17 protein-coding genes are annotated in these 21,286 nt (G+C 48.8%); 10 read left to right on the forward strand and 7 right to left on the reverse strand.

Features of this window, described 5'->3' with window-relative positions; translation table 11 throughout:
• The first annotated feature begins 9 nt into the window (after positions 1–9).
• Entirely contained in the window at positions 10–867 is an 858-nt protein-coding gene (locus M4J38_RS10515) for a type 1 glutamine amidotransferase (protein ID WP_251759519.1), read from the forward strand.
• Here M4J38_RS10515 and M4J38_RS10520 read toward each other — a convergent pair.
• A complete protein-coding gene (locus M4J38_RS10520) occupies positions 846–2,060 on the reverse strand; it encodes a hypothetical protein (protein ID WP_251759520.1) in 1,215 nt (404 codons plus the stop codon). The genes M4J38_RS10515 and M4J38_RS10520 overlap by 22 nt on opposite strands.
• A gap of 65 nt (positions 2,061–2,125) precedes the next feature.
• Between M4J38_RS10520 and M4J38_RS10525 the strand changes: the two genes are divergently transcribed.
• The 3 genes from M4J38_RS10525 to M4J38_RS10535 all read left to right on the forward strand — a co-directional run bounded on the left by M4J38_RS10525 (position 2,126) and on the right by M4J38_RS10535 (position 8,284).
• Positions 2,126–2,506 carry a hypothetical protein gene (locus M4J38_RS10525; protein ID WP_251759521.1) on the forward strand — a complete coding sequence of 127 codons (381 nt, stop codon included), beginning with the start codon at positions 2,126–2,128 and terminating at the stop codon, positions 2,504–2,506.
• A gap of 269 nt (positions 2,507–2,775) precedes the next feature.
• Positions 2,776–7,140: a CusA/CzcA family heavy metal efflux RND transporter gene (locus M4J38_RS10530; protein ID WP_251759522.1), complete on the forward strand. Its 4,365-nt coding sequence runs from the start codon at positions 2,776–2,778 to the stop codon at positions 7,138–7,140.
• Between the two features lies 1 nt (position 7,141).
• Positions 7,142–8,284: an efflux RND transporter periplasmic adaptor subunit gene (locus M4J38_RS10535; protein ID WP_251759523.1), complete on the forward strand. Its 1,143-nt coding sequence runs from the start codon at positions 7,142–7,144 to the stop codon at positions 8,282–8,284.
• Between the two features lie 218 nt (positions 8,285–8,502).
• Here M4J38_RS10535 and M4J38_RS10540 read toward each other — a convergent pair whose 3' ends face one another.
• Positions 8,503–9,066 carry a UbiX family flavin prenyltransferase gene (locus M4J38_RS10540; protein ID WP_251759524.1) on the reverse strand — a complete coding sequence of 188 codons (564 nt, stop codon included), beginning with the start codon at positions 9,064–9,066 and terminating at the stop codon, positions 8,503–8,505.
• A 116-nt stretch (positions 9,067–9,182) separates the two neighbouring features.
• On the opposite strand from M4J38_RS10540, the gene M4J38_RS10545 reads away from it, so the two are divergent.
• Positions 9,183–9,629, forward strand: a complete 447-nt coding sequence (locus M4J38_RS10545; protein WP_251759525.1) for a DUF255 domain-containing protein — start codon at positions 9,183–9,185, stop codon at positions 9,627–9,629.
• A gap of 212 nt (positions 9,630–9,841) precedes the next feature.
• Here M4J38_RS10545 and M4J38_RS10550 read toward each other — a convergent pair whose 3' ends face one another.
• Positions 9,842–10,432 carry an SGNH/GDSL hydrolase family protein gene (locus M4J38_RS10550; protein ID WP_251759526.1) on the reverse strand — a complete coding sequence of 197 codons (591 nt, stop codon included), beginning with the start codon at positions 10,430–10,432 and terminating at the stop codon, positions 9,842–9,844.
• Positions 10,422–11,693, reverse strand: a complete 1,272-nt coding sequence (gene kynU, locus M4J38_RS10555; protein ID WP_251759527.1) for a kynureninase — start codon at positions 11,691–11,693, stop codon at positions 10,422–10,424. Before kynU ends, M4J38_RS10550 begins: the two co-directional genes overlap by 11 nt.
• A 134-nt stretch (positions 11,694–11,827) precedes the next feature.
• Between kynU and M4J38_RS10560 the strand changes: the two genes are divergently transcribed.
• The 3 genes from M4J38_RS10560 to M4J38_RS10570 all read left to right on the forward strand — a co-directional run bounded on the left by M4J38_RS10560 (position 11,828) and on the right by M4J38_RS10570 (position 14,048).
• Positions 11,828–13,006, forward strand: a complete 1,179-nt coding sequence (locus M4J38_RS10560; protein WP_251759528.1) for an acyl-CoA dehydrogenase family protein — start codon at positions 11,828–11,830, stop codon at positions 13,004–13,006.
• A 138-nt stretch (positions 13,007–13,144) separates the two neighbouring features.
• Positions 13,145–13,672, forward strand: coding sequence for a shikimate kinase (locus M4J38_RS10565; RefSeq protein WP_251759529.1), 528 nt, complete (start codon positions 13,145–13,147; stop codon positions 13,670–13,672).
• Positions 13,665–14,048, forward strand: coding sequence for a DUF423 domain-containing protein (locus tag M4J38_RS10570; protein ID WP_251759530.1), 384 nt, complete (start codon positions 13,665–13,667; stop codon positions 14,046–14,048). The genes M4J38_RS10565 and M4J38_RS10570 overlap by 8 nt, the downstream gene beginning before the upstream one ends.
• A 28-nt stretch (positions 14,049–14,076) precedes the next feature.
• Here the strand turns inward: M4J38_RS10570 and M4J38_RS10575 are convergent, their stop codons facing one another.
• Positions 14,077–15,948: a 7TM diverse intracellular signaling domain-containing protein gene (locus tag M4J38_RS10575; RefSeq protein WP_251759531.1), complete on the reverse strand. Its 1,872-nt coding sequence runs from the start codon at positions 15,946–15,948 to the stop codon at positions 14,077–14,079.
• A 212-nt stretch (positions 15,949–16,160) separates the two neighbouring features.
• Here M4J38_RS10575 and M4J38_RS10580 point away from each other — a divergent pair, with 212 nt between their 5' ends.
• Both M4J38_RS10580 and M4J38_RS10585 read left to right on the forward strand, forming a co-directional pair.
• A complete protein-coding gene (locus M4J38_RS10580; RefSeq protein ID WP_251759532.1) occupies positions 16,161–18,749 on the forward strand; it encodes a DNA translocase FtsK in 2,589 nt (862 codons plus the stop codon).
• Between the two features lie 120 nt (positions 18,750–18,869).
• Complete coding sequence (locus M4J38_RS10585) at positions 18,870–19,529, forward strand: outer membrane lipoprotein carrier protein LolA (RefSeq protein WP_251759533.1); 660 nt, start codon at positions 18,870–18,872, stop codon at positions 19,527–19,529.
• Positions 19,530–19,803: 274 nt separating this feature from the next.
• Here M4J38_RS10585 and M4J38_RS10590 read toward each other — a convergent pair whose 3' ends face one another.
• A complete protein-coding gene (locus M4J38_RS10590) occupies positions 19,804–20,382 on the reverse strand; it encodes a porin family protein (RefSeq protein ID WP_251759534.1) in 579 nt (192 codons plus the stop codon).
• Positions 20,383–20,445: 63 nt separating this feature from the next.
• Entirely contained in the window at positions 20,446–21,267 is an 822-nt protein-coding gene (pyrF, locus tag M4J38_RS10595) for an orotidine-5'-phosphate decarboxylase (RefSeq protein WP_251759535.1), read from the reverse strand.
• Positions 21,268–21,286 lie beyond the last annotated feature (19 nt).

Consider the following 21,286-nt stretch of genomic DNA (forward strand, 5'->3'; position numbering starts at 1 on the left):
ATTTGCCGCATGTTCGGTGCGAAGAGAAATATCCGTGTGGCCATACTTGACCTGTATGAGGGCCAACCCAATGAAGGGATGCGCTGCATTCGGGAAATCCTGCAACAATTCGGAGCATTACATCAGCTCAACCTTGTTTGGGATGAGTATGACGTTCGTTTGCGCCACCAGGTGCCCGATACTTCTTACGACCTTTACATTTCTTCAGGAGGTCCAGGCAGCCCGTTGGATACGGAGGGCAGCGCCTGGGAAGCCGCATATTTCAATTGGTTCGCGGACATGCAGGCATGGAACGCCAATAGCAGCCTTCCGCCTAAAAAAGTCTTTTTCATCTGCCATTCCTTCCAATTAATATGCAGGCACCTGCAACTTGCGAACGTATGCAGGAGGAAATCCACTGCATTCGGCATCTTCCCGGTCCACCTGATGGAGGCAGGCATTGGAGAACCAGTATTTGAAGGCTTGCAGGATCCTTTTTATGTAGTGGACAGCAGGGATTTCCAGGTGATCGAGCCCGATGCCTTGCGCATGGAAAAAACCGGCGCAAGTATATTGGCGATAGAGAAAGAACGCCCCCATGTAGCATTAGAAAGAGCCATCATGGCCATACGTTTCAACGAACACATGATCGGGACGCAATTCCACCCGGAAGCTGATGCAGTAGGCATGACCATGTACCTGCAAAGGGAGGACAAAAAAAAGACCATTATCGAGAACCATGGCTTTGAGAAATGGCAAAGCATGATCGAACAACTGAACGATCCGGATAAAATTCTTTGGACCTATTCCAATGTGCTTCCGAACTTCCTACAGGACGCGGTTTTCGGTTCCGCTCAAATGGCGGCTCAGCCCGGAAGTTTGTCCTGATCCTGTTCCACCATCGCCACACTTCCACCCACCCAGGTCTTGTCTTTATTGTACCGCGTACCAATCATTTTTCCTTTGCTCAATCGTGCCAGGTTGATCGCCAGTTGCGGTCTTGCAGCCCCTTCGGGCCACAAATACATCAGCCTGATCTCCGCCTTTGCCGCGCCATCAGGCGTTTCAATCACATCCGCATAATTCACTTTCGATTGCAGTATCCAGTTTTCAGGATCTTTAATAGCAGTAATATCTTCCATCGTTACATCGATCACCACGCCCTGACCAGCAAACGAGAACAAAGGTTTGAGTACATAATTTTCCAGGTCGGCGGGCAGTTCTTTCCATTCATGCAGGAACCTGGTTTCCGGAATATATTCATGTTTCAATAACGGAAGGGTAAACTTGCTCAACCGGTAGAACCAGTTGGGATGCGGCACCCATTCCACGTTCCAGGGTTTTGAAAAATCCAGCGCGCGATCCAGGATATCTTTTCTTCCCTTCAACTCATCGGATATAACACGGTTGTATATGCGCTTTATTTGTATTTTTCGGCCATTCAATTCATAATACAGGTCATTCCTCTCTGAAAAAACTTCTGTAATACAAACCGGTTGAATACCCAGGTACTGTGTGGTACAATAAAAATCGATGCGGGTTTTTTGTTCGTGTGGCTTAATTTCCAGCAACACCACTTCTTCAGGCGCATGCGCCCCCACAATTGTTTCTTTCAGCAATTGCAGAAAACTTTCTTTGGAATGTCCACCCATAAACTGGCTGTACCCCTCCGGCATCCATAAGTATTCCTTCATCAATTCAGGGAACATCACCTGGAAACCAAAAAGCGAGGGGAATCCCTGCATTTCAATCAACATGGGCACCAGTTCCCCGGAAGCATTCCTGCATATCCCGAAATCAAAGGCGAGGCAATGACAATGCGCTGTTTCTCCCGGGGTCCATTCTTCAGCGGGAACCGCTCTTGCCGTAGCCTCCATAAACCCGGGCTTCATCATACTGTCAATTATATACGCACAGGTCTCTTCCATTTTCCGGGAGAAATCACGCGGTATAAACACGGGCGTTTCGGCGATCCGGAACTCCACCACACCAGGGTATTTTTCTTCCAGAGCGGCCAGGAAAGAACGGTATCCCTCCGTTGTAAACAGCTGATTGTATTGTTTTCTGATGGACTCAATCATCGTGTTGGCTTGTTGACTTGAAGGTATTGATTTTTTTGTCCCGAAAATATTGATACCTTTGCCCCATGCGAAAATGGATCGCTTTTTTCCTTATCGGGATATGTGTATCCACCCAAACGGAGTTTCATCAGTTGTTGAAACTTCCCGTATTGGTGCAGCATTTTATGGAGCATCGTGAAAAAGATCCCTCCACTTCTCTTCTCGCTTTTCTGAAAGAACACTATTCCGCTTTTGACGAGCAGGATGCGGATTATGACCGCGATATGCAGTTGCCGTTCAAAACGCACGATTGCGTAAACGCCGCGGTTGTATTTTATAACCCCGCACCTTCGTTCGATATTATTTCTATTCCTTCTTTTGAAGCAATTGCTTCTTTTCCGATTACAAGGGAAACATCGCTCCCCACTACTACGACGGGGAATATCTGGCAGCCTCCGCGGGTGTAGCGAGTTGTTTGGTTGTAATTCATTTTTTAATTTTTCACGCAAAGACGCACTGCTTCGTTCCTCGCAGGAGCAGAGACGCAAGGAGCTGTTTGTTTTATTTGTACAGCTTCAATGCAGAAAGCAGTTCAGTGTATTGAACGTTTATAGACCTACGGTCAGCAAAGACAACGAGCTTGCACAATCAAGTGATTGCCAACTCAGCTATGCTTTGCGTCTCCGCTCCGCGAGGTACGAAGCGGTCCGTCTTTGCGTGAACCGAATCATTCCCGATGCTTCACGCTATCATTTCCTTCTCCGTAAGGAACAAACTCATTGTAGGCATTCTTCTGCTCGGCCTTATTAGTTTCGGCAGTTATTCCGTTACGCAACTGCCTATTGACGCGGTTCCAGATATCACCAACAACCAGGTTCAGGTAATCACGGTGGCCCCTTCGCTGGCGGCTCCTGAAGTTGAACGACTGATCACTTTTCCTGTAGAACAGGCCAACGCGAACATCAGCGGACTGGTAGAGATCCGCTCTTTTTCAAGGTTCGGCCTTTCCGTTGTAACCATTGTTTTTGAAGACGACGTGGATGTGTATTGGGCCCGGCAGCAAGTGAGCGAACGCCTGATCCAGGTGCAGAACGATATTCCCGCGGGTGCCGGTACACCACAGCTGGGGCCGATCACAACAGGACTCGGAGAAATATACCAGTATGTGCTCCGGCCCGAAAAAGGGTACGAAGATAAATACGATGCCATGGAACTCCGCACCATGCAGGACTGGATCGTACGGCGTCAACTCCTGGGTACACCCGGCGTAGCAGATGTAAGCAGTTTCGGCGGTTTTCTGAAACAATACGAGGTAAACGTGCAGGCCGATAAGCTGAAAAGCATAGGGCTTACACTTTCAGATGTATTCGCCGCGCTGGAAAAAAGCAACCAGAACACAGGTGGCGCATACATCGAAAAAAGCAGCGGCGTACTTTTCATCCGCAGTGAAGGGCTGGCACAAAGCATTGCGGACCTGGAACAGATCGCGGTAAAATCCACCATGAATGGAACACCTGTGCTCCTGCGTGATGTGGCCACTATCGGGATTGGGCATGCCACGCGGTATGGTGCACTCACTTTCAACGACCAGGGTGAAGTAGCCGGCGCGGTGGTCATGATGCTGAAAGGCGCCAATTCTTCCAGTGTGGTGAAAGCCGTGAAAGAAAAGATCGAAAGCATCAAAAAGACCCTGCCCGAAGGCGTTACCATAGAGCCTTTCCTGGACCGGAGTAAAATGGTGAACAACGCCATTGGCACGGTAGAGAAGAACCTGCTGGAAGGTGCGCTGATCGTGGTTTTCATACTTGTATTGTTCCTGGGCAACCTCAGGGCCGGACTGGTGGTGGCTTCTGTAATTCCCTTATCCATGCTATTCGCCATCATCTGCATGAACATGTTCGGTGTTTCCGGGAACCTGATGAGTCTGGGCGCATTGGATTTCGGCCTCATTGTAGACGGAGCCGTGATCATCGTGGAAGCGGTGATGCACCGCCTCCGGCACAGCAAAGCGTTCGCGGGCGCCTCACGCATTACGCAGGAAGAGATGAACACGGAAGTGAGTGCTGCCGCCGGAAAAATGATGAACGCCGCCGTATTCGGGCAGATCATTATCCTCATTGTTTACCTGCCTATTCTTTCACTGAAAGGTATTGAGGGAAAAATGTTCAAGCCCATGGCCCAAACGGTTTCCTTCGCCATTATCGGGGCATTCCTGCTTTCCGTTACTTACGTACCCATGATGAGCAGCCTTGTGCTGAGTAAAAAAATTACGCACCACGACACCTGGGCCGACAAGATGATGCACTGGCTGGAACAACGCTACAAGCCTGTCCTGGCCCGTGCGCTGGGTATCCCACGTTGGATCATGGGCATCTCCCTTGCGCTGTTTGCCGGAAGTATATTCCTGCTCACGCGATTGGGCGGAGAGTTTATCCCTCAACTTGAAGAGGGTGATTTTGCCGTGGAAACCCGGATGCTTACCGGCACATCGCTCACCACCGGCGTCGAATATGTTCAACAGGCGGCACGTATTCTGAAAGACAGTTTCCCGGAAGTGGAAAAAGTAGTCACCAAACTGGGCTCCGGAGAAATCCCCACCGATCCCATGCCCATGGACTGGGGCGATATGATGGTGATCCTGAAAGACAAAGATGAGTGGACCACAGCTGAAAATTTTGATGCACTCGCCGAAAAAATGGGCGATGCTCTGAAAGATGTTCCGGGCATCAACGTAGGCTTCATGTTCCCCGTACAAATGCGTTTCAATGAACTGATGACGGGTGCCCGGCAGGATGTGGTGTGTAAGATATTCGGGGAAAATATGGATACGCTTGCGCACTACGCCGGTAAACTCGGTAACCTGGCTGGAAATATTGAAGGCGCAAAGGACCTGTATGTGGAGAAAGTGGCCGGTCTGCCTCAGATCGTAATAGATTTTAACAGAGCGGCGCTTGCCCGGTACGGCTTACAGATCGAAGACGTGAACACCGTAATCAACACCGCATTCGCGGGTGCATCCGCCGGATTATTGTACGAAGGAGAAAGACGGTTCAACCTGGTGGTGCGACTTGGCGCGGAACAAAGAAAGTCGCTGAAAGATGTGCAACAATTGTTAATTCAAACACCCGGTGGTATGCAGATTCCACTGAACCAGGTAGCGGATGTGGCGATTAAGGAAGGCCCATCACAAATACAACGTGAAGATGCTAAGCGAAGAATCACGGTGGGCTTCAATGTACGTGGGCGCGACGTACAATCTATTGTGGAAGAATTACAAAAGAAAACCACGGCAGGCCTTTCACTTCCTCCTGGTTACTACATCACTTACGGCGGCCAGTTCGAGAACCTGGTGGAGGCGCAGAAGCGTTTATCCATTGCCGTTCCAGTAGCCTTATTGCTGATCTTCCTGCTGCTCTACTTCGCGTTCCGATCCATCAGGCAGGCACTGCTTATATTTTCTGCAATCCCATTGTCAGCCATTGGTGGCGTGTTCGCGTTGGGTATGCGCGGAATGCCGTTCAGCATTTCAGCGGGCGTGGGTTTTATCGCGCTGTTTGGGGTGGCGGTACTCAACGGCATCGTGTTGATTACAGAATTCAACCGCCTCCGGCGGGAAGGTATGGAAGACCTGAGATCAATCGTGCTGAAAGGAACGAGGATCAGGTTGCGCCCGGTATTGATGACGGCCGCTGTAGCTTCCTTAGGATTTCTCCCGATGGCGCTCAGCAATGGCGCAGGAGCGGAAGTGCAGCGCCCATTGGCCACCGTGGTGATCGGTGGGCTGGTTACCGCCACGCTGCTCACTTTGCTTGTACTGCCTATATTATATGTTTGGTCGGAACAAAGAAAAATACGTAAAAATCAGACCATGAAACCACTTTCCATGATACTGCTGCTTTGCGCATCCACGGGGCTTTTTGCGCAGGAAAACACTTCGTTGCCGGAAATCCTGCAACAGGCAAATGCGAACAACCCGTTTCTTAAGAGCGGACAAAGCAATATCAATTACAGGAAACAGCTTGAAAAAACCGGCTTCAACCCCGACAAAACAAATATTTCAGGAGAATATGGCAACATCAACTCCGCATTTACTGATAACCGTTTCGGTGTAAGCCAGACCATTCACTGGCCAGGTGTTTATTCAAAACAGAAAGCATTACTGAAAACAGAAACCGCTTCAGCCGAAGCCATGTTTCATGTTCAGGAAGCCAATATCGACCTTCAGGTAAGGAACACCTATGTTGAGTACCTGTACTGGTCTGAAAAAAAGACCTTGCTGGAAGAAGCCGCAAACTTGTACAAAGGCGCTTTTGAAAGAGAAAAAACAAGGCTGGAAGCGGGAGCAGCAGGAGCAATGGGCACCTATAGCGCTGAGCAATTGCTATTACTGAATACGAATGCGGTGCAGGAAGCGCTCACGGAAAAGAACATACGTGTGGAGCAACTGAGGTTTCTTGCTGGAAACACCAAACTTGTTCCGGAAACAAAAACACTGCTTGGCTTTACAGGTTCACCATTGCCGGATAGCTCGATATCTGCCGTTCACCCGCTGCTGCTCCCATTTACAACGCAGGTAAAATCGGCGGAACAAGCCGCTCAACTGGCCAGAATGCAACAGTATCCCGACTTCACCATTGGTTATTATAACACGTCTATCCGGGGATGGCAACAAACCGATGTGAATACTGAACAATATTTTGATGGCAGCAGAAGATTTTCCACGGTACAGGCAGGCATCCTCGTTCCTTTACTTGGCAGATCGAGGTCAAAGAGTGCAGCCGCGGCACAGATCAAAACATTGGAAGCACAACAACAATTAGAAGCACAAACACTTCAATTGCAACAGGCGGTCAACGAAGAAACCGCTCGTTACCAAAGACTTTATCAGCAACTGAGCGTTTACCAACAGACCATCCTGCCGAACGCAGCTACCACAATACAACTCGCCACGCAACAACTTGACAACGGGGACATCAGTTACCTGGAATGGAACCTGGTGGTGCGGCAAGCCATGGAAGCAAAGATAGCATGGCTCGACACCCAGCTTCAATCCGCTAAAAGCGCCAACAACCTGCTTTATTTAACCGGACAAAACAACTAACATGAAACACTTTATATATCCGTTCATCATCGCCGCAACGCTGGTCGCCTGCAAACCAGATTCAAGTGAAAAAACCGCTGAACCCGCCGCGGAAAATACGGTGGAAGCCAATAGTATTTCACTGACACAGAACCAGGTAAAAAATGCAGGAATAGTATCTGAAACACTGGGAAGCGGAACGTTATCCGACGAATTAAAAGTAAACGGGATCGTAGAAGTACCCCCTCAAAACCTGGTATCCGTGAGCTTCCCGCTTGGCGGCTACCTTTCTTCCACGGAATTACTCCCGGGCATGCAAATACGTAAAGGACAAACCATCGCCTGGATGGAAGACCCGGCCTACATCCAATTGCAGCAAGACTACCTCGTGGCCGCCTCCAGGATCACTTACCTTGAAAAAACATACAAGCGCCAGCAAGCCCTCAACGCCTCCAAAGCAAACAGCGATCAATCGCTGGAGCAGGCGGAATCGGAATACAAAGCGCAGCGTATCCAGTGGCATGGACTGCGGGAAAAACTGAGACTGCTCGGTTTGAACCCGGACCGCCTTTCTGAAACAACGATTACACGGAAAGTGGCCATACATGCGCCTATCAACGGATTCGTCTCTAAAGTGAACGTGAACATCGGCAAATACGTGAACCCGACAGATGTGCTTTTTGAACTGGTGAATCCTGATGATATCCATGCGGCGCTCACCGTCTTTGAAAAAGATATTCCAGCCTTGAAGATCGGTCAGAAAGTGGCCCTCACCCTTAGTGACCGTCCCAATGAAGTGCATCCTGCCGAGATCATTCTGATCAGCCGTAACCTGGATGAAAACAGAAGCGTGGTGGTGCATTGTCATTTTGAGAAAGAAGATCATTCCCTGTTGCCTGGTATGTTCCTCAACGCGCGCATTGCGGTCTCAGATACATCGGGGATCATCGTTCCGGAAGAAGCGGTGGTCCGCTTCGGCAACGACGAATGTATTTTCACCGACAATGGCAATGGCAATTATTCCATGGTAACGGTGAAAAGAACTGCAACGCAGGATGGCAAAATACTGGTGGCTCCTTCAGAAAATATCACAGGAAAAAAGATTGTCGTAAAGAACGCTTACGCGTTGCTCTCGAAACTGAAAAACACCGAGGAGGAAGAGTAGGAAAAAACTTAACGCGCCGAAAGAAAAACACCGCGGGGAAGGGGGAATTACCTAGCGGTGGCACCGGGTCCTGCAAACACGCAGCAAACCTGCAAAAAACGGCAATAGGTTATAAATAGAAAAAAACGGAAAGGAACGCGTGAAAACACGGTACCCGGTAGCACCGGGTACCGTGTTTTCCTCATGCTTCGGTATCTCCGGGGCTTTCACCCCGGCTCCTAAGAACCACTTCCCCAACGGAAGGTATCTACCTTCACGCCAGCCAGGTCGAGAACCCTGTCCACCACCGTGGCGGCTACTTCTTCGATGGTTTTCGGTACGCTGTAAAAAGATGGGGTTGCCGGGCATATGATGCCTCCGGCTAAAGTGATGGTTTCCATATTGCGGATGTGCACCAGGTTATAAGGCGTTTCACGCGCCACGCATATTAGTTTGCGGCGTTCTTTCAACACCACATCCGCTGCCCGGGTGATCAGGTCGTTGGAGATGCCGTTGGCGATCCGTCCCAATGTGCCCATGGAACACGGAACGATGATCATGGTGTTGAACTGCCCGGAGCCGGAGGCGAAGGGCGCGTTGAAATCGTGCTGTTCATAGAAGGAGAAGGAATATTTTTTGAAAGATGCGTCCCCCAGTTCGGTTTCCCAGACCTGGCGCGCGTTGGGTGTCATTACCACCGCAACGGCATCGGGACGGGGCTGTGCTTTTTCCAGTTTGTCCAGCAAAACTTTCGCATATACGGAACCGCTTGCCCCGGTTATGGCCACCACAATTTTATTCATGAGTTGATCGTAACTTTAAACCAAACAACAAAAATAAGATGCAAAAGGTTATGGTGTGGGTTTTACTGGCTTTGCTAGCCGGCTGTGCCCCACGAAGTGCGGTACAGAAAGAGACAATGAACTGGAAAACACTTCCTGAAGTGGAAGCGCTGAAAAAGGAAGACCCAAGGCCCGTACTAGCCGACCTGTACACGACCTGGTGCGGCTGGTGCAAGGTGATGGACAAAAACACCTACAGTAACCCGGCAGTGATAAAATACCTTACCGAGAAGTTCCACGCCATAAAAGTGAATGCGGAAACCAGAGAGAACCTGGTATGGAACGGCAAATCCTACCCGGTGGACCAGGCATCCAAAACCAGCCGCCTGGCCATCGAATGGACCAACGGACGCCTCTCCTATCCTACCACCATCATTATTCCACCGGGGGAAGCGCCGCAGGCGATCCCCGGCTACCTCACACCCGCAGAATTCGAGCCCATCGTAAAATATTTCGGCGAAGGCGCTTACAAACGCATGAGTTTCCCGGATTTCCAGAAGCAGTTCAAACCTTCATGGAACTGAACATCATTGAAAAACAAACGTTTGCGTATTGACCTGAATCAAGAATGTGAAAGAAGTGTAAAAAAAGTGGCGGAGTACAACCAGTGTTAGAACAATGATGTCTTATATTTGAGTTTTCATAGGATAAGGTTTAATGGTTAATGGTATTTGATTAGTGCATCCCGCCGCAAGGCGGGATCTTTTTTTCGCTCCTTTCCTACATTCCATCCCTTCTATTCAAAATATCCTGCAATTACTTTCATCAGTTCATCTGACCATACTTTATACATCGTTCCTGATGGATGCAGTTTATCTTCTACCACCATCGCTTCCAAAGCCCCTTTTTCCCTGTAAATCCCGGTTATATCAACATATCCCGCACCGTATTCTCCAGCCATCCTGCTGTTTATTGCATTGTAAACATCCAGTTCGGACGCTATTTTTTCCTGGTCGCGTTCCGCCGCAAACGGGGTTACGCCCCAGTCCGGGATACTGATGACCACTATTTTACCCCCTTTATCTTTTGCCAGATCGAGAAGTTGTTTCAACTCATATTCATACGCATCAATAGGCAAGCCACGGTACTGGTTGTTTACTCCGATCAATAATGTTATAAGATCGTACCTCGGTTGAAGGGTATGTTTTTCCAGCCTCGCCAGCAATTCGCCGGTGGTCCAGCCGGTTTTAGCGATAATCTCCGGAGCATCAAACAGCAGTCCTCTTGCACGCAGCATTTCCAGCGTCTGGTAAGGATAACTTTCAAACAGGGGAACACCTTCGCCAATGGTGTACGAGTCGCCAAGGGCAAGCCAGTTATAACGCATGTGGCATATTTTTCAATACTTCATAAAAACGATACACATCATTGAAAGAGCAATACAGTGGTGCAGGCGCCAGTCGTATCACACCAGGCTCCCGGTAATCGCAAATGATGCCCTGCTGCATCATTTGTGTATGAATGGCTTTACCGTTTTCCGGAAAATAGAGGGAAAGTTGCGCCCCGCGCCATTCTTGCTCCTTCGGTGTGATGATCTCGAAAGGCATGGAAGACTGTCCCAAAAGATATTCGAGGTATGCGGTAAGTTCCAGACTTTTCGCACGCAGCTTTTCAATACCCGCAACTTTAAAATGTTCCAGCGAAGCTTTGAGACTCACCATATTAAAAACCTGCGCGGTACTGATTTGCCAGCCGGAAGCGCCTTTTTTAGGTACAAAACCCTTTTCCATTTTAAAACGGGTACGTTCATCGTTTCCCCACCAACCTGCTGCACGCGGGAAACCGGGATCATTCCCATGTTTTTCGTGCACAAAAAGTCCCCCAACGGCACCTGGTCCGCCATTCAGGTATTTGTAGGAACACCATACCGCGAAGTCCACGTTCCAGTTGTGTAACTGCATAGGGATATTCCCCGCCACATGCGCCAGGTCCCAGCCGGCAAAGGCGCCCTGCCGCTGCGCTGCCGCGGTGATCGTTGCTATATCGTATAGTTGTCCGGTGTAATAGTTGATGCCGCCCATCAGCAACAAAGCCAGTTCATCACCATGTGTTTCAATTGTCGCTAAAATATCTTCCGTACGCAATAGTTTTTCTCCGGAGCGTGGGTGGATTTCAATAATGGTGGTATCGGGATCAAGGTGGTGCAAACGCGCCACGGTTTCCAGTGCATATTGGTCGGAAGGAAAAGCGCCTGCTTCCATCATGATCTTGTTTCGCTTCCCGGAGGGCCGGTAAAAGCTTTGCAACATCAGGTGCAGGTTTACCGTAAGCGTATTCATAACGGTTACTTCATCCTTGTGGCATCCCATCATACCGGCGAGCGTCTCCGAAAACTGTTCATGGTAAAACAACCATGGATTTTTTGCGTGGAAATAACCTTCCACGGCGAGTTGCTGCCAATCGTTCAGTTCCTGCTGAATGGCCGCAGATACTTTCCTGGCTTGTAATCCGAGCGAGTTGCCACAGAAATAAATGGCATCGGCGCCATTGTGTTGGGGGAAAAGAAATTCCTTTTTGAAAGCAGCGAGTTGATCTGCCGCATCCAGTTGAGCGGCACATTCCCGCGTAGGGGCAAATGGTGTTTTCATGCAGGCAATTTACTTATATCACTTAATTGCAGGGCAAGAAATGTACGAACCCTTATTTCCGCCTTTCATTCAAACAAATATTGCCCGCCATCACTAATTTGCTTACATTGAGAGCGGATGAAAATTTGCCTGCTATGCCTATCGATCAATTCCGCTCACCCGATTATTTCGCGTTGGATGAACTTTTTACGGAGGAACAAAAACTGATCCGTGAAACGGTTCGTAATTATGTGAAGAAAGAGATATCGCCTGTAATTGAAGCATACGCGCAAAAGGCCGAATTCCCGGAATTTATTGTACCGCAACTGGGTGCGTTGGGCTGCTTTGGCCCCACGATACCGGAAGTGTATGGCGGTGGCGGACTCGACCATATCAGCTACGGACTGATGATGCAGGAACTGGAAAGAGGCGACAGTGGCGTTCGTTCCACCGCTTCCGTTCAGGGTTCACTAGTAATGTATCCCATTTTCGCGTACGGCTCTGAAGAACAGAAGAGGAAATACCTCCCGAAACTTGCTTCGGGGGAATGGCTGGGTTGCTTTGGCTTAACGGAACCCGATCATGGTAGCGATCCGGGGGGTATGCTGTCGCATTTTTCGGAAGAAGGCGATCATTATATACTGAATGGTTCAAAAATGTGGATCAGCAATGCCCCTTATGCGCAGGTGGCCGTTGTTTGGGCAAAAGATGATGCGGGTGAAATTCGTGGGCTGATCCTCGAACGGGGCATGCCCGGCTTCACCACCCCGCATACCACCGGTAAATGGAGCCTTCGCGCCAGCGCAACGGGTGAACTGGTATTCGACAATGTGCCCGTTCCAAAAGAAAACCTGTTGCCGGGGGTTAAAGGATTGAAAGGACCATTGGGTTGCCTTACCAAAGCGCGCTATGGGATTGCCTGGGGGGCCGTGGGCGCCGCGATGGATTGTTACCACACCGCTTTGCAATACAGCCTGGAACGTGTTCAATTCGGAAAGCCCATCGCCAGCTTTCAGCTTCAACAAAAAAAACTGGCCGAGATGCTTACGGAAATCACGAAGGCACAGTTGATGAACTGGCGGCTCGGCACCCTGATGGACAATGGTTCCGCCACGCCGCAACAGGTATCCATGGCGAAAAGAAACGCCTGCGAAATAGCCGCCAACATTGCGCGTGAGGCCAGACAGATCTTAGGTGGCATGGGCATTACAGGCGAATACACGGTAATGCGCCATATCATGAACCTGGAAAGCGTGATCACCTACGAAGGCACCCACGATATCCACCTGCTCATAACGGGTATGGACATCACAGGGATCAACGCCTTCAAGTGAGGATTCATACAATTCATGCACATAATTCCACCACTTATCAACCTCCTTTGTAAAACCGGTACGTTAAAACCAAAATTATCTACCTTTATCCTGCAACTCTCCAAGGAAATTAATGGTCTAACTTTAAAAGATGATGTTATGGAACCACGGATGAAAACTTTCCTGGTAGGCTTTATGGGATCAGGCAAATCATATTGGGGGGCGAAGCTGGCGGAATACCTGAATGTTCCTTTTTACGACCTCGACGAGGTAATCGTTGAAAAAGAAGGTCGCTCCATCGAAAGCATTTTCGCGGAAGAAGGAGAAGAATACTTCAGGATCGTGGAAAAGAACACCCTGTACGATATTACTGAACGGGCCGACTCAACAGAAGGTTTTGTTGTTTCCTGCGGCGGCGGAACGCCCTGCTTTTTCAACAACATCGAGTACATGAAAAAACATGGAAAGGTGGTCTGGATCAACCCGCCCATCGATATCCTCTGGCAAAGGCTGCTGCGGGAGAAAAACAAGCGCCCGCTGCTCCGGGAGATCAGTGACGATGACCTCAGGCACTATATCCAGCGCAAACTCGGTGAACGAAAAATGTATTATGAAAAGGCTGATCTCGTGATCAACGAAGAAGCCATCAGTGTAGAATTATTCCTGGAAACCGCAGACCATGCATAAAACCTTTCTTACCCTGGCCTCTTTGCTGGGCGCCCTCTCCGTTGCCCTAGGCGCCTTCGGCGCACATGGATTGAAAAAAATTGTTCCGGCTGAAACCGTAAGTACGTTTCAAACCGGCGTGCAATACCAGTTCTACCACACATTCGCGCTCTTCCTGGCCGCCATTCTATACAAAGAATTTCCGACCAACAACATTGTGTGGGCTGGATATGCGTTCATCGCAGGTATCCTTCTTTTTTCGGGCTCATTGTATGTGCTCACTTTCCTGCACGATACCCAATCGGTAGGACTGAAACGCATCGGCATCATCACCCCTATCGGTGGATTGTTTTTCATCGCAGGATGGGTGTTGCTGGCGATGGGGCTGAAGAAGTAATTCAAAATTCAACATCCAACATTCAAAATTACAACGGCAGCGTCAACCGCGTTACCGTTCCATCTCTCCGTTGAATATCGTATTGGCCCGAGATGCTGTTCATGCGGCGTTTCATGTTCACCAGTCCGTTGCCGAACTGGCGGAGTTTATCCATATCGATGCCCACGCCATTGTCGTGGATTTGTACCACGAGTATATTTGAATTGATGCTGATCTGCATGTCTACCTTCGTGCACTGTGCATGTTTGATGATATTGTGCAGTGATTCTTTCACACAAAGGAAGATGTTCCTTCTTTTTTCTCCGGTAATTTCCTGTTGCGGCAAACTAACGGGCGTGGAAATATGGCAATCAATTTCGGAGCCTTCAAAATATTCCAGTGAATAGCTTCTGATATACGCCACCAGGTTCTCGAGCGTGTCGTGTGAACTGTTCATACTCCAGATGATGGCGTTCATTTTATTCAACAGTTCGTTGGCTGAAGCGGAAATCTTTTCCACTTCCGGCAAAGGGTTCTCCCGCAATTTGTTTTTGGCCAGTTCACTGAGCAGGCGGATGGCCGTCATACCACTGCCCAGTTCATCGTGCATATCGGTGGAAATCCGGTTTCTTTCTTCCTGTTGCGCCACATATACCGCCATCTGTTTTTCCAGTTCCTTGCGTTCGTTTTCCAGTCGTAGTTTTTCCCTTTCGCGCGTTCGCTGGATCAGTTCTTTCCTGTTCTTATAACTCAATCCCGCCAGGAAGCAGATCAGTTCTATCACCAGTCCCAGTTCATAATAAAACAACGATTGGTTGAATACTTTAGGAACTCCTTTGAAATTGATCCTGAATATGATCATCAGCAAAGAGAAAGCGGCGAATACGATCAGCACGATGTTTCCCCATACCAGGTAACGCATGAGTTTATCTTTCACCCGCAAACCATAAAGAATAAAGAAAACGCCTACGCCAAGCAGGATATATTTGATCCCGTTCTCGATATTGAATTCCATTTCATAATTATCCATCCTGAAATGCGCGTAAGAGAAAAGGAACAGCGACACCAGGATCACGGCCTGCGCGGTGGTGAGCACACGGTACATCAAAGGATACTTTTCCTTCGATTGCAGGAACTGGTTCAGGAACATCAGGTAAAACAGGATACCACAGCCCTGGATGATAAAATCGAGGTAGCCCTCAAAGAAATAGTTGAAGGGATGAGAGAAATTATAGAAATAGGTTTTGAGGAACATGAGCAGCCCCATACAAAACGTGTAAATCGCATACGAAAGGAACTCCGGGTTAAAAGTTTGCACGTAATTTGTAAGGGAGTACAGCACCATTAAAAGCAGCAACCCGGAAAACAGGTAACCGAACATGTTGAGGTCGCCACCCTGCTGCCTGGAAAGCGTGATGAGCACGGGTACATAGTGACTGGCCACGAGTTTGGGATCCAGGGTATTGATGGAGGTACGCACAGCCTGTAACCGTACCACATAGGTGATGGCGGTATCGGCGGGAATGGTGATGCGCCTGAATCCTTCGCGGTGAGAATCAGGTGCACGGCGGGAAGCGGTATCCGGGATAGGAATGAGGTTTCCGTTGGAACCGGCCTGCAATACTTCGATCTTTTTGTAATAAAGACTTGGAAAGAAATACACCCGTTCGCTGGTATCGGCATGGTTGCGGAGCGTGAATTTCAGGTACACATCACGGTCAACATATTTGGGTGGAAGAACGGTATTCTTCAGGAAATTTTTCCTGGGTACGAATGGGATATTCTGAATAGAAGGGATCGGTTCTTCCTGCCGTGGATGCGTATAAAAAGCAGTATAGTCTTCTATGTAAGAAGCGGTCCGGATGTTCTGAACAGAAATGGTATCTGTTTTTTCGATAGCTTGAGCCCGGCCTTGTTGCATAAAAAAAACGAATACTGCCGGCAACAACAAACCGGTCAGTGGAACCCTTAAAGAACAATAAGAAAAAATGCGAATCAAATACTCCATGGGTAAGCGCGGGAATATGGTGGCTCAAATGATGCGGAAAAATACTATTAACTTATAATATGTGAAAAGAAAGTTTTGACGACCGGTATGTACGGCTGTTCAAACCTTCTTTTATCTTTGTTGCTATGGCCAGTAAAGTGAGGAAATCGAAATACAAGGCACCTGATCCCGATCAGCTTACCCCCGAGAAGGAACCCGAGGTAAAAATGAAAGAAGTGGCGAAAGACGAGCGCACCCGGAAAATACTGGGAGCCTTCTGTTTGCTTGTCGCCTTTTTCCTGTTCTTCGCCTTTTCATCGTACCTGTTTACCTGGGAAGTGGACCAGGACCAGGTTTTCCGTGAAGGTGCCGGGATTCTGATGCCCAACGACCTGAAGATCGCGAACCTGCTGGGCGCACTGGGCGCTTACATCTCCCATATTTTCTTTTACAAAGGCTTTGGCATCGCCTCCTACCTTTTCTGTACCTTCTTTTTTATGCTGGGGGTGAACCTTCTGTTTGAACGCCAGGTATTTTCACTGAAGCGGAACATCCGTTATGTGATCACCGGCTTACTGGTCCTGAGTGTGCTGGCGGCATTTATCGGTCAATCCTTTGCGTTTCCCTGGGGCGGCGCCGTAGGTGATATGGTGTGCAACTGGCTGAACGCCCTCATTGGAAAAACCGGTACAGCCGCGGTGATTCTGCTGGCGGCATTTTGTTATGTGGTTTGGCGCTTCAATCCACGTTTCGCCTGGCCCGAAAAGAAACTGGCGGCTCCGGCTGCTGTTCCGGTTGCCGTGCCGGAATCGGAAGAAACCGAAGTGGAAAAAGAAATACCCGTGGTTGCACCAGTAGTGCCGTCTGGCAACCAGTTGAAAGGGAAAGGGGGCATCGTGGTGATTCCGCCCAAAATGGAAGAACCCGTTGAAATACCACTTACCCTGATAGAAAAAGAAATGCCTGCGGAAGAACCCGTTCCTGCATTTGAAATACTACATGAAGAAGAACCTGAAGAGGAGATTTTAGAAGAAGCATTGGAGGAAGAACCGGAAGCAGAAGATGAACTCGTTCCTTTCGAGCCTGATCCTGAAGAAGAGATTCCCACCCTCCACCTGCACCAGCAGGGATTGAGAAAGCCTGATCCGTTAAACGACCTGGCCCTGGAAATCAAATCCGCGCCGGAACCCGATCCAGAAACGGAAGAAAACCCTGTTGCCCACCTCGCGCCTTACGAACCAACGCTGGATTTGCGCGATTACAAATACCCGCACCTCGAATTGCTGGAGGCGCACGGCAGTGAAAAGATTATCCAGGATCCGGCGGAGCTGGAAGCGAACAAGAACCAGATCATCAATACCCTGAAGAATTACGATATCAATATCCAGAAGATATCGGCCACCGTGGGACCTACGGTTACGCTTTATGAGATCGTTCCGGCGGCGGGAGTCCGCATCTCCCGTATCAAGAACCTGGAAGACGATATCGCATTGAGTCTGGCCGCGCTAGGTATCCGCATCATCGCGCCTATTCCCGGCAAAGGTACCATCGGTATCGAAGTGCCGAACGTGAAAAAAACAGTGGTGAGCATGAAAACATTGCTCGCCTCAGAAAAGTTCCAACACAACGCATTCAGCTTACCCATCGCGGTGGGAAAAAAGATCGACAACGAAAACTTCATCGTCGACCTCGCCTCCATGCCCCACTTGTTGATGGCGGGTGCTACGGGACAGGGTAAATCCGTTGGACTAAACGCGATCCTGGTTTCCCTTCTTTATAAAAAACATCCATCCCAGTTGAAGCTGGTGCTGGTGGATCCGAAGAAAGTGGAACTGAGTGTATACCGGATGATCGAAAAACATTTCCTTGCAAAATTACCCGGCGAAGAAGAGGCCATCATCACCGATACCAAGAAAGTAATATCCACGCTAAACGCGCTCTGTATTGAAATGGACAACCGCTACGACCTGCTGAAGGAAGCCGGTTGCCGCAACATCAAGGAATACAACGAAAAATTCGTTAAACGCAAACTCAATCCACAGAAAGGGCACCAGTTCCTGCCGTTCATTGTATTGGTGGTGGACGAATTCGCCGACCTGATCATGACCGCCGGCAAGGAAGTGGAGATGCCCATCGCCCGCCTGGCGCAATTGGCACGTGCCGTAGGTATTCACCTTATCATCGCCACACAGCGTCCTTCGGTGAACATCATCACGGGTACCATCAAGGCCAACTTCCCGGCACGGATTGCTTTCAAGGTTTCTTCCAAAATAGATTCCCGCACCATCCTCGATGCCGGTGGCGCGGAGCAACTGATCGGTAAAGGCGATATGCTCATTTCCTACAACGGCGAAATCACCCGTTTACAATGTGCTTTCGTGGATACCCCGGAAGTAGACAAAATAACGGAGTTCATCGGCGACCAGCGCGGTTATCCCCAGGCCTTCCTCCTCCCCGAATATGTGGATGAGAAAGAAATGGACGCGAAAGACTTCCAACTGGGTGGCGACCGCGACGAACTTTTCGAAGATGCCGCCCGCTTAATCGTGGCCAACCAGATGGGCTCCACCTCGCTCATACAACGCAGGATGAAACTGGGCTACAACCGTGCCGGCCGCTTGATGGACCAACTGGAGGCCGCAGGTATTGTTGGCCCTGGCGTAGGCTCCAAAGCGCGCGAAGTGCTGATCAAAACCGAATACGAACTGGAACAGTTCCTGGAAGAATCCCGTTAGCATTATGTTAAGATATAAGCGATAGCTAAACCCAGCATTATTATTGGCGTCTTAGAATCAAGTAGCATTATGCTACTTTTGCGGCGTATTTTCGCAATTGAATACCCTGAATATTTTAAGATGAAAAGAATAGCTACATTATCGCTTCTGTTAGCATTAACCGCAGGAAGTTTCGCCCAGAATGGCGCGGCGAAGAACGATCCCTCCGCCAAAGTGGTACTGGATAAGGTATCCGCTAAGTTTAAAACATACAAATCTGTTCAGGCCAGCTTCACCCTCCAGGTGGAAAACGCCTCCGGAAAAGTATTAGGCACTAAAAAAGGTACCGTCGCCATGAAAGGTTCCAAATACCACGTGAACCTCACCGACCAGGAAATTTTCTGCGACGGCAAAAACATCTGGACCTATGATCCCTCCGCCAACGAAGTGCAGATTTCCAAAGTTGATCCCGCGGCAAATATGATCACACCCCAGAAATTGTTCTCCAACTTCTACGATAAAGATTTCCTCTACAAAATGAACGGCGAGAAAAAACAAGGCGCCAAAACACTCCAGGAAATCGAACTTACTCCCGTAGACAAAAGCAAGCCCTTTCATAAGGTACTGGTATGGGTAGATAAAGCCACACAAACGATTTACAGCACCAAAGTGATGGAAAAAAGCGGGAACAGGTTCACTTACACGGTTTCTTCCTTGAATGGAGCCGCTGCTGTTCCTGATGCGCAATTTGTGTTTAATGCAGCGAAGTATCCGGGAGTGGAAGTGATTGATTTGAGGTAAGGTTTCTCGCACAGCTTCATATCTCGGAGGAGCAAATGTCTGTTGAAATGCTAAGTAATACGGGATATTTTCACGCGAAGACGCAAAGGGGCAAGGACGCAAAGAGAGCACTATTTTTATAACGCCGGTTGATTTATAAGAACAACTATAATTGAAAAGGTTAGCATACAATCAAATGCATGCTAACCTTTTCAATTATAACGCCAATAAACGCTATGCCAACTCCCCTACGCCTTGCGTCCTTGCCCCTTTGCGTCGTTGCGTGAAAGAAAAACTACTTATTATTAAACAGCGTGAAAAACACACTTCCCATCAACACACTATTCTTGAAATCCGGATCAATACGCTGTGAATTAAAATCACCCACTTTAGAAAGCCCGGCGATATAACGAATACCAACCCCGAAGCCACTGGCACCGTGGTAACCCAGTCCTACTGCACCGGAAAGATCAAGGTTCTTCGCGAAAGTGTTGATGGGTGTATTATCTGTATTCTCCGTTAACTTAAACCCAACCTGCGGACCAGCTTCAACATAAAATCCTCCATTGGAACGCACTCTTGCCATCACCGGCACATTGATATAAGATACTTTATAGTCCTGCAGACCGTTACCATCATCAATTTTAGCGCCCTGCGAAGAGAAGAGCACTTCCGGGCCTAAAGAGAAATTATTTCCCAGTTTGAAGTTCAGCATACCGCCGATGTGAAAGCCTACCAGCGCTTCCTTATCAATCTGCCTGAAATTACCTGTGTAATTGCTGACGTTCACGCCGCCTTTCACGCCCAGTTGAAAAGTTTGAGCGTAACCCGCTCCGCCCATAAGGAGGCACAATGCCGTGAGTACCTTTTTCATTTTGATCGGTTTAAAGTGTTCATAAATTCTGTAACAACATTTTCCGTCAAAACGTTATAAAAATCATACCACGGCGCTGTAGCTGCGGATGTACCCGGCCATTTCCTGCTGGTACTGAGCGGCCACGGTACGTGCTTCTTCCGCGAAATCCTCTCCGTGACCGGCATAAATAATGGCCCGCGATGCGTTGACGAGAATGCCCACATCTTTGTTCATTGCCTTTTCTGAAATTTCACGCAAACTTCCGCCCTGAGCACCCACGCCAGGCACCAGGAAGAAATGATCGGGCACAATATTGCGGATGTTTTCAAATTCCGAAGCCTGCGTGGCGCCTACCACAAACATCAGGTTATTCGGGGAACCCCATCCTGACGCCGTTCTCAGCACTTTTTCATACAAACGTTCTCCGTCAGTTTGCAGGAGTTCGAAATCAGCTGCGCCCAGGTTAGAGGTAAGCCCTAAAAGGATGGTCCATTTGTCGCGGTATTCGAGGAAAGGCAATACGGAATCGCTGCCCATATAAGGGGCCACCGTTACCGAATGGAACGGGTAAGCCTCAAAGAATGTCTTGGCATATTGCGCAGACGTGTTGCCAATATCTCCCCTTTTGGCATCGGCAATGGTAAAATGTGTATCGGGAATATAATTGATGGTACGTTCCAGCGACTCCCATCCTTTCATGCCGCGGCTTTCGTAAAAAGCAGTATTGATTTTATACGAAACACATAAATCCTTTGTAGCGTCGATGATCCTGCGGTTGAATTCAAACACGGGATCCGCGTAAGAAAGCAGGTGTTTCGGAATCTTGGTGATATCAGTATCCAATCCTACACAGAGGTAAGATTTCTTTGCGCGTATCTGCGCGACCAGCTCATTTCTGTTCATAATATTTTGGACCCGTTCA

This window comes from Parasegetibacter sp. NRK P23 (genome assembly GCF_023721715.1).
GTDB lineage: Bacteria > Bacteroidota > Bacteroidia > Chitinophagales > Chitinophagaceae > Parasegetibacter.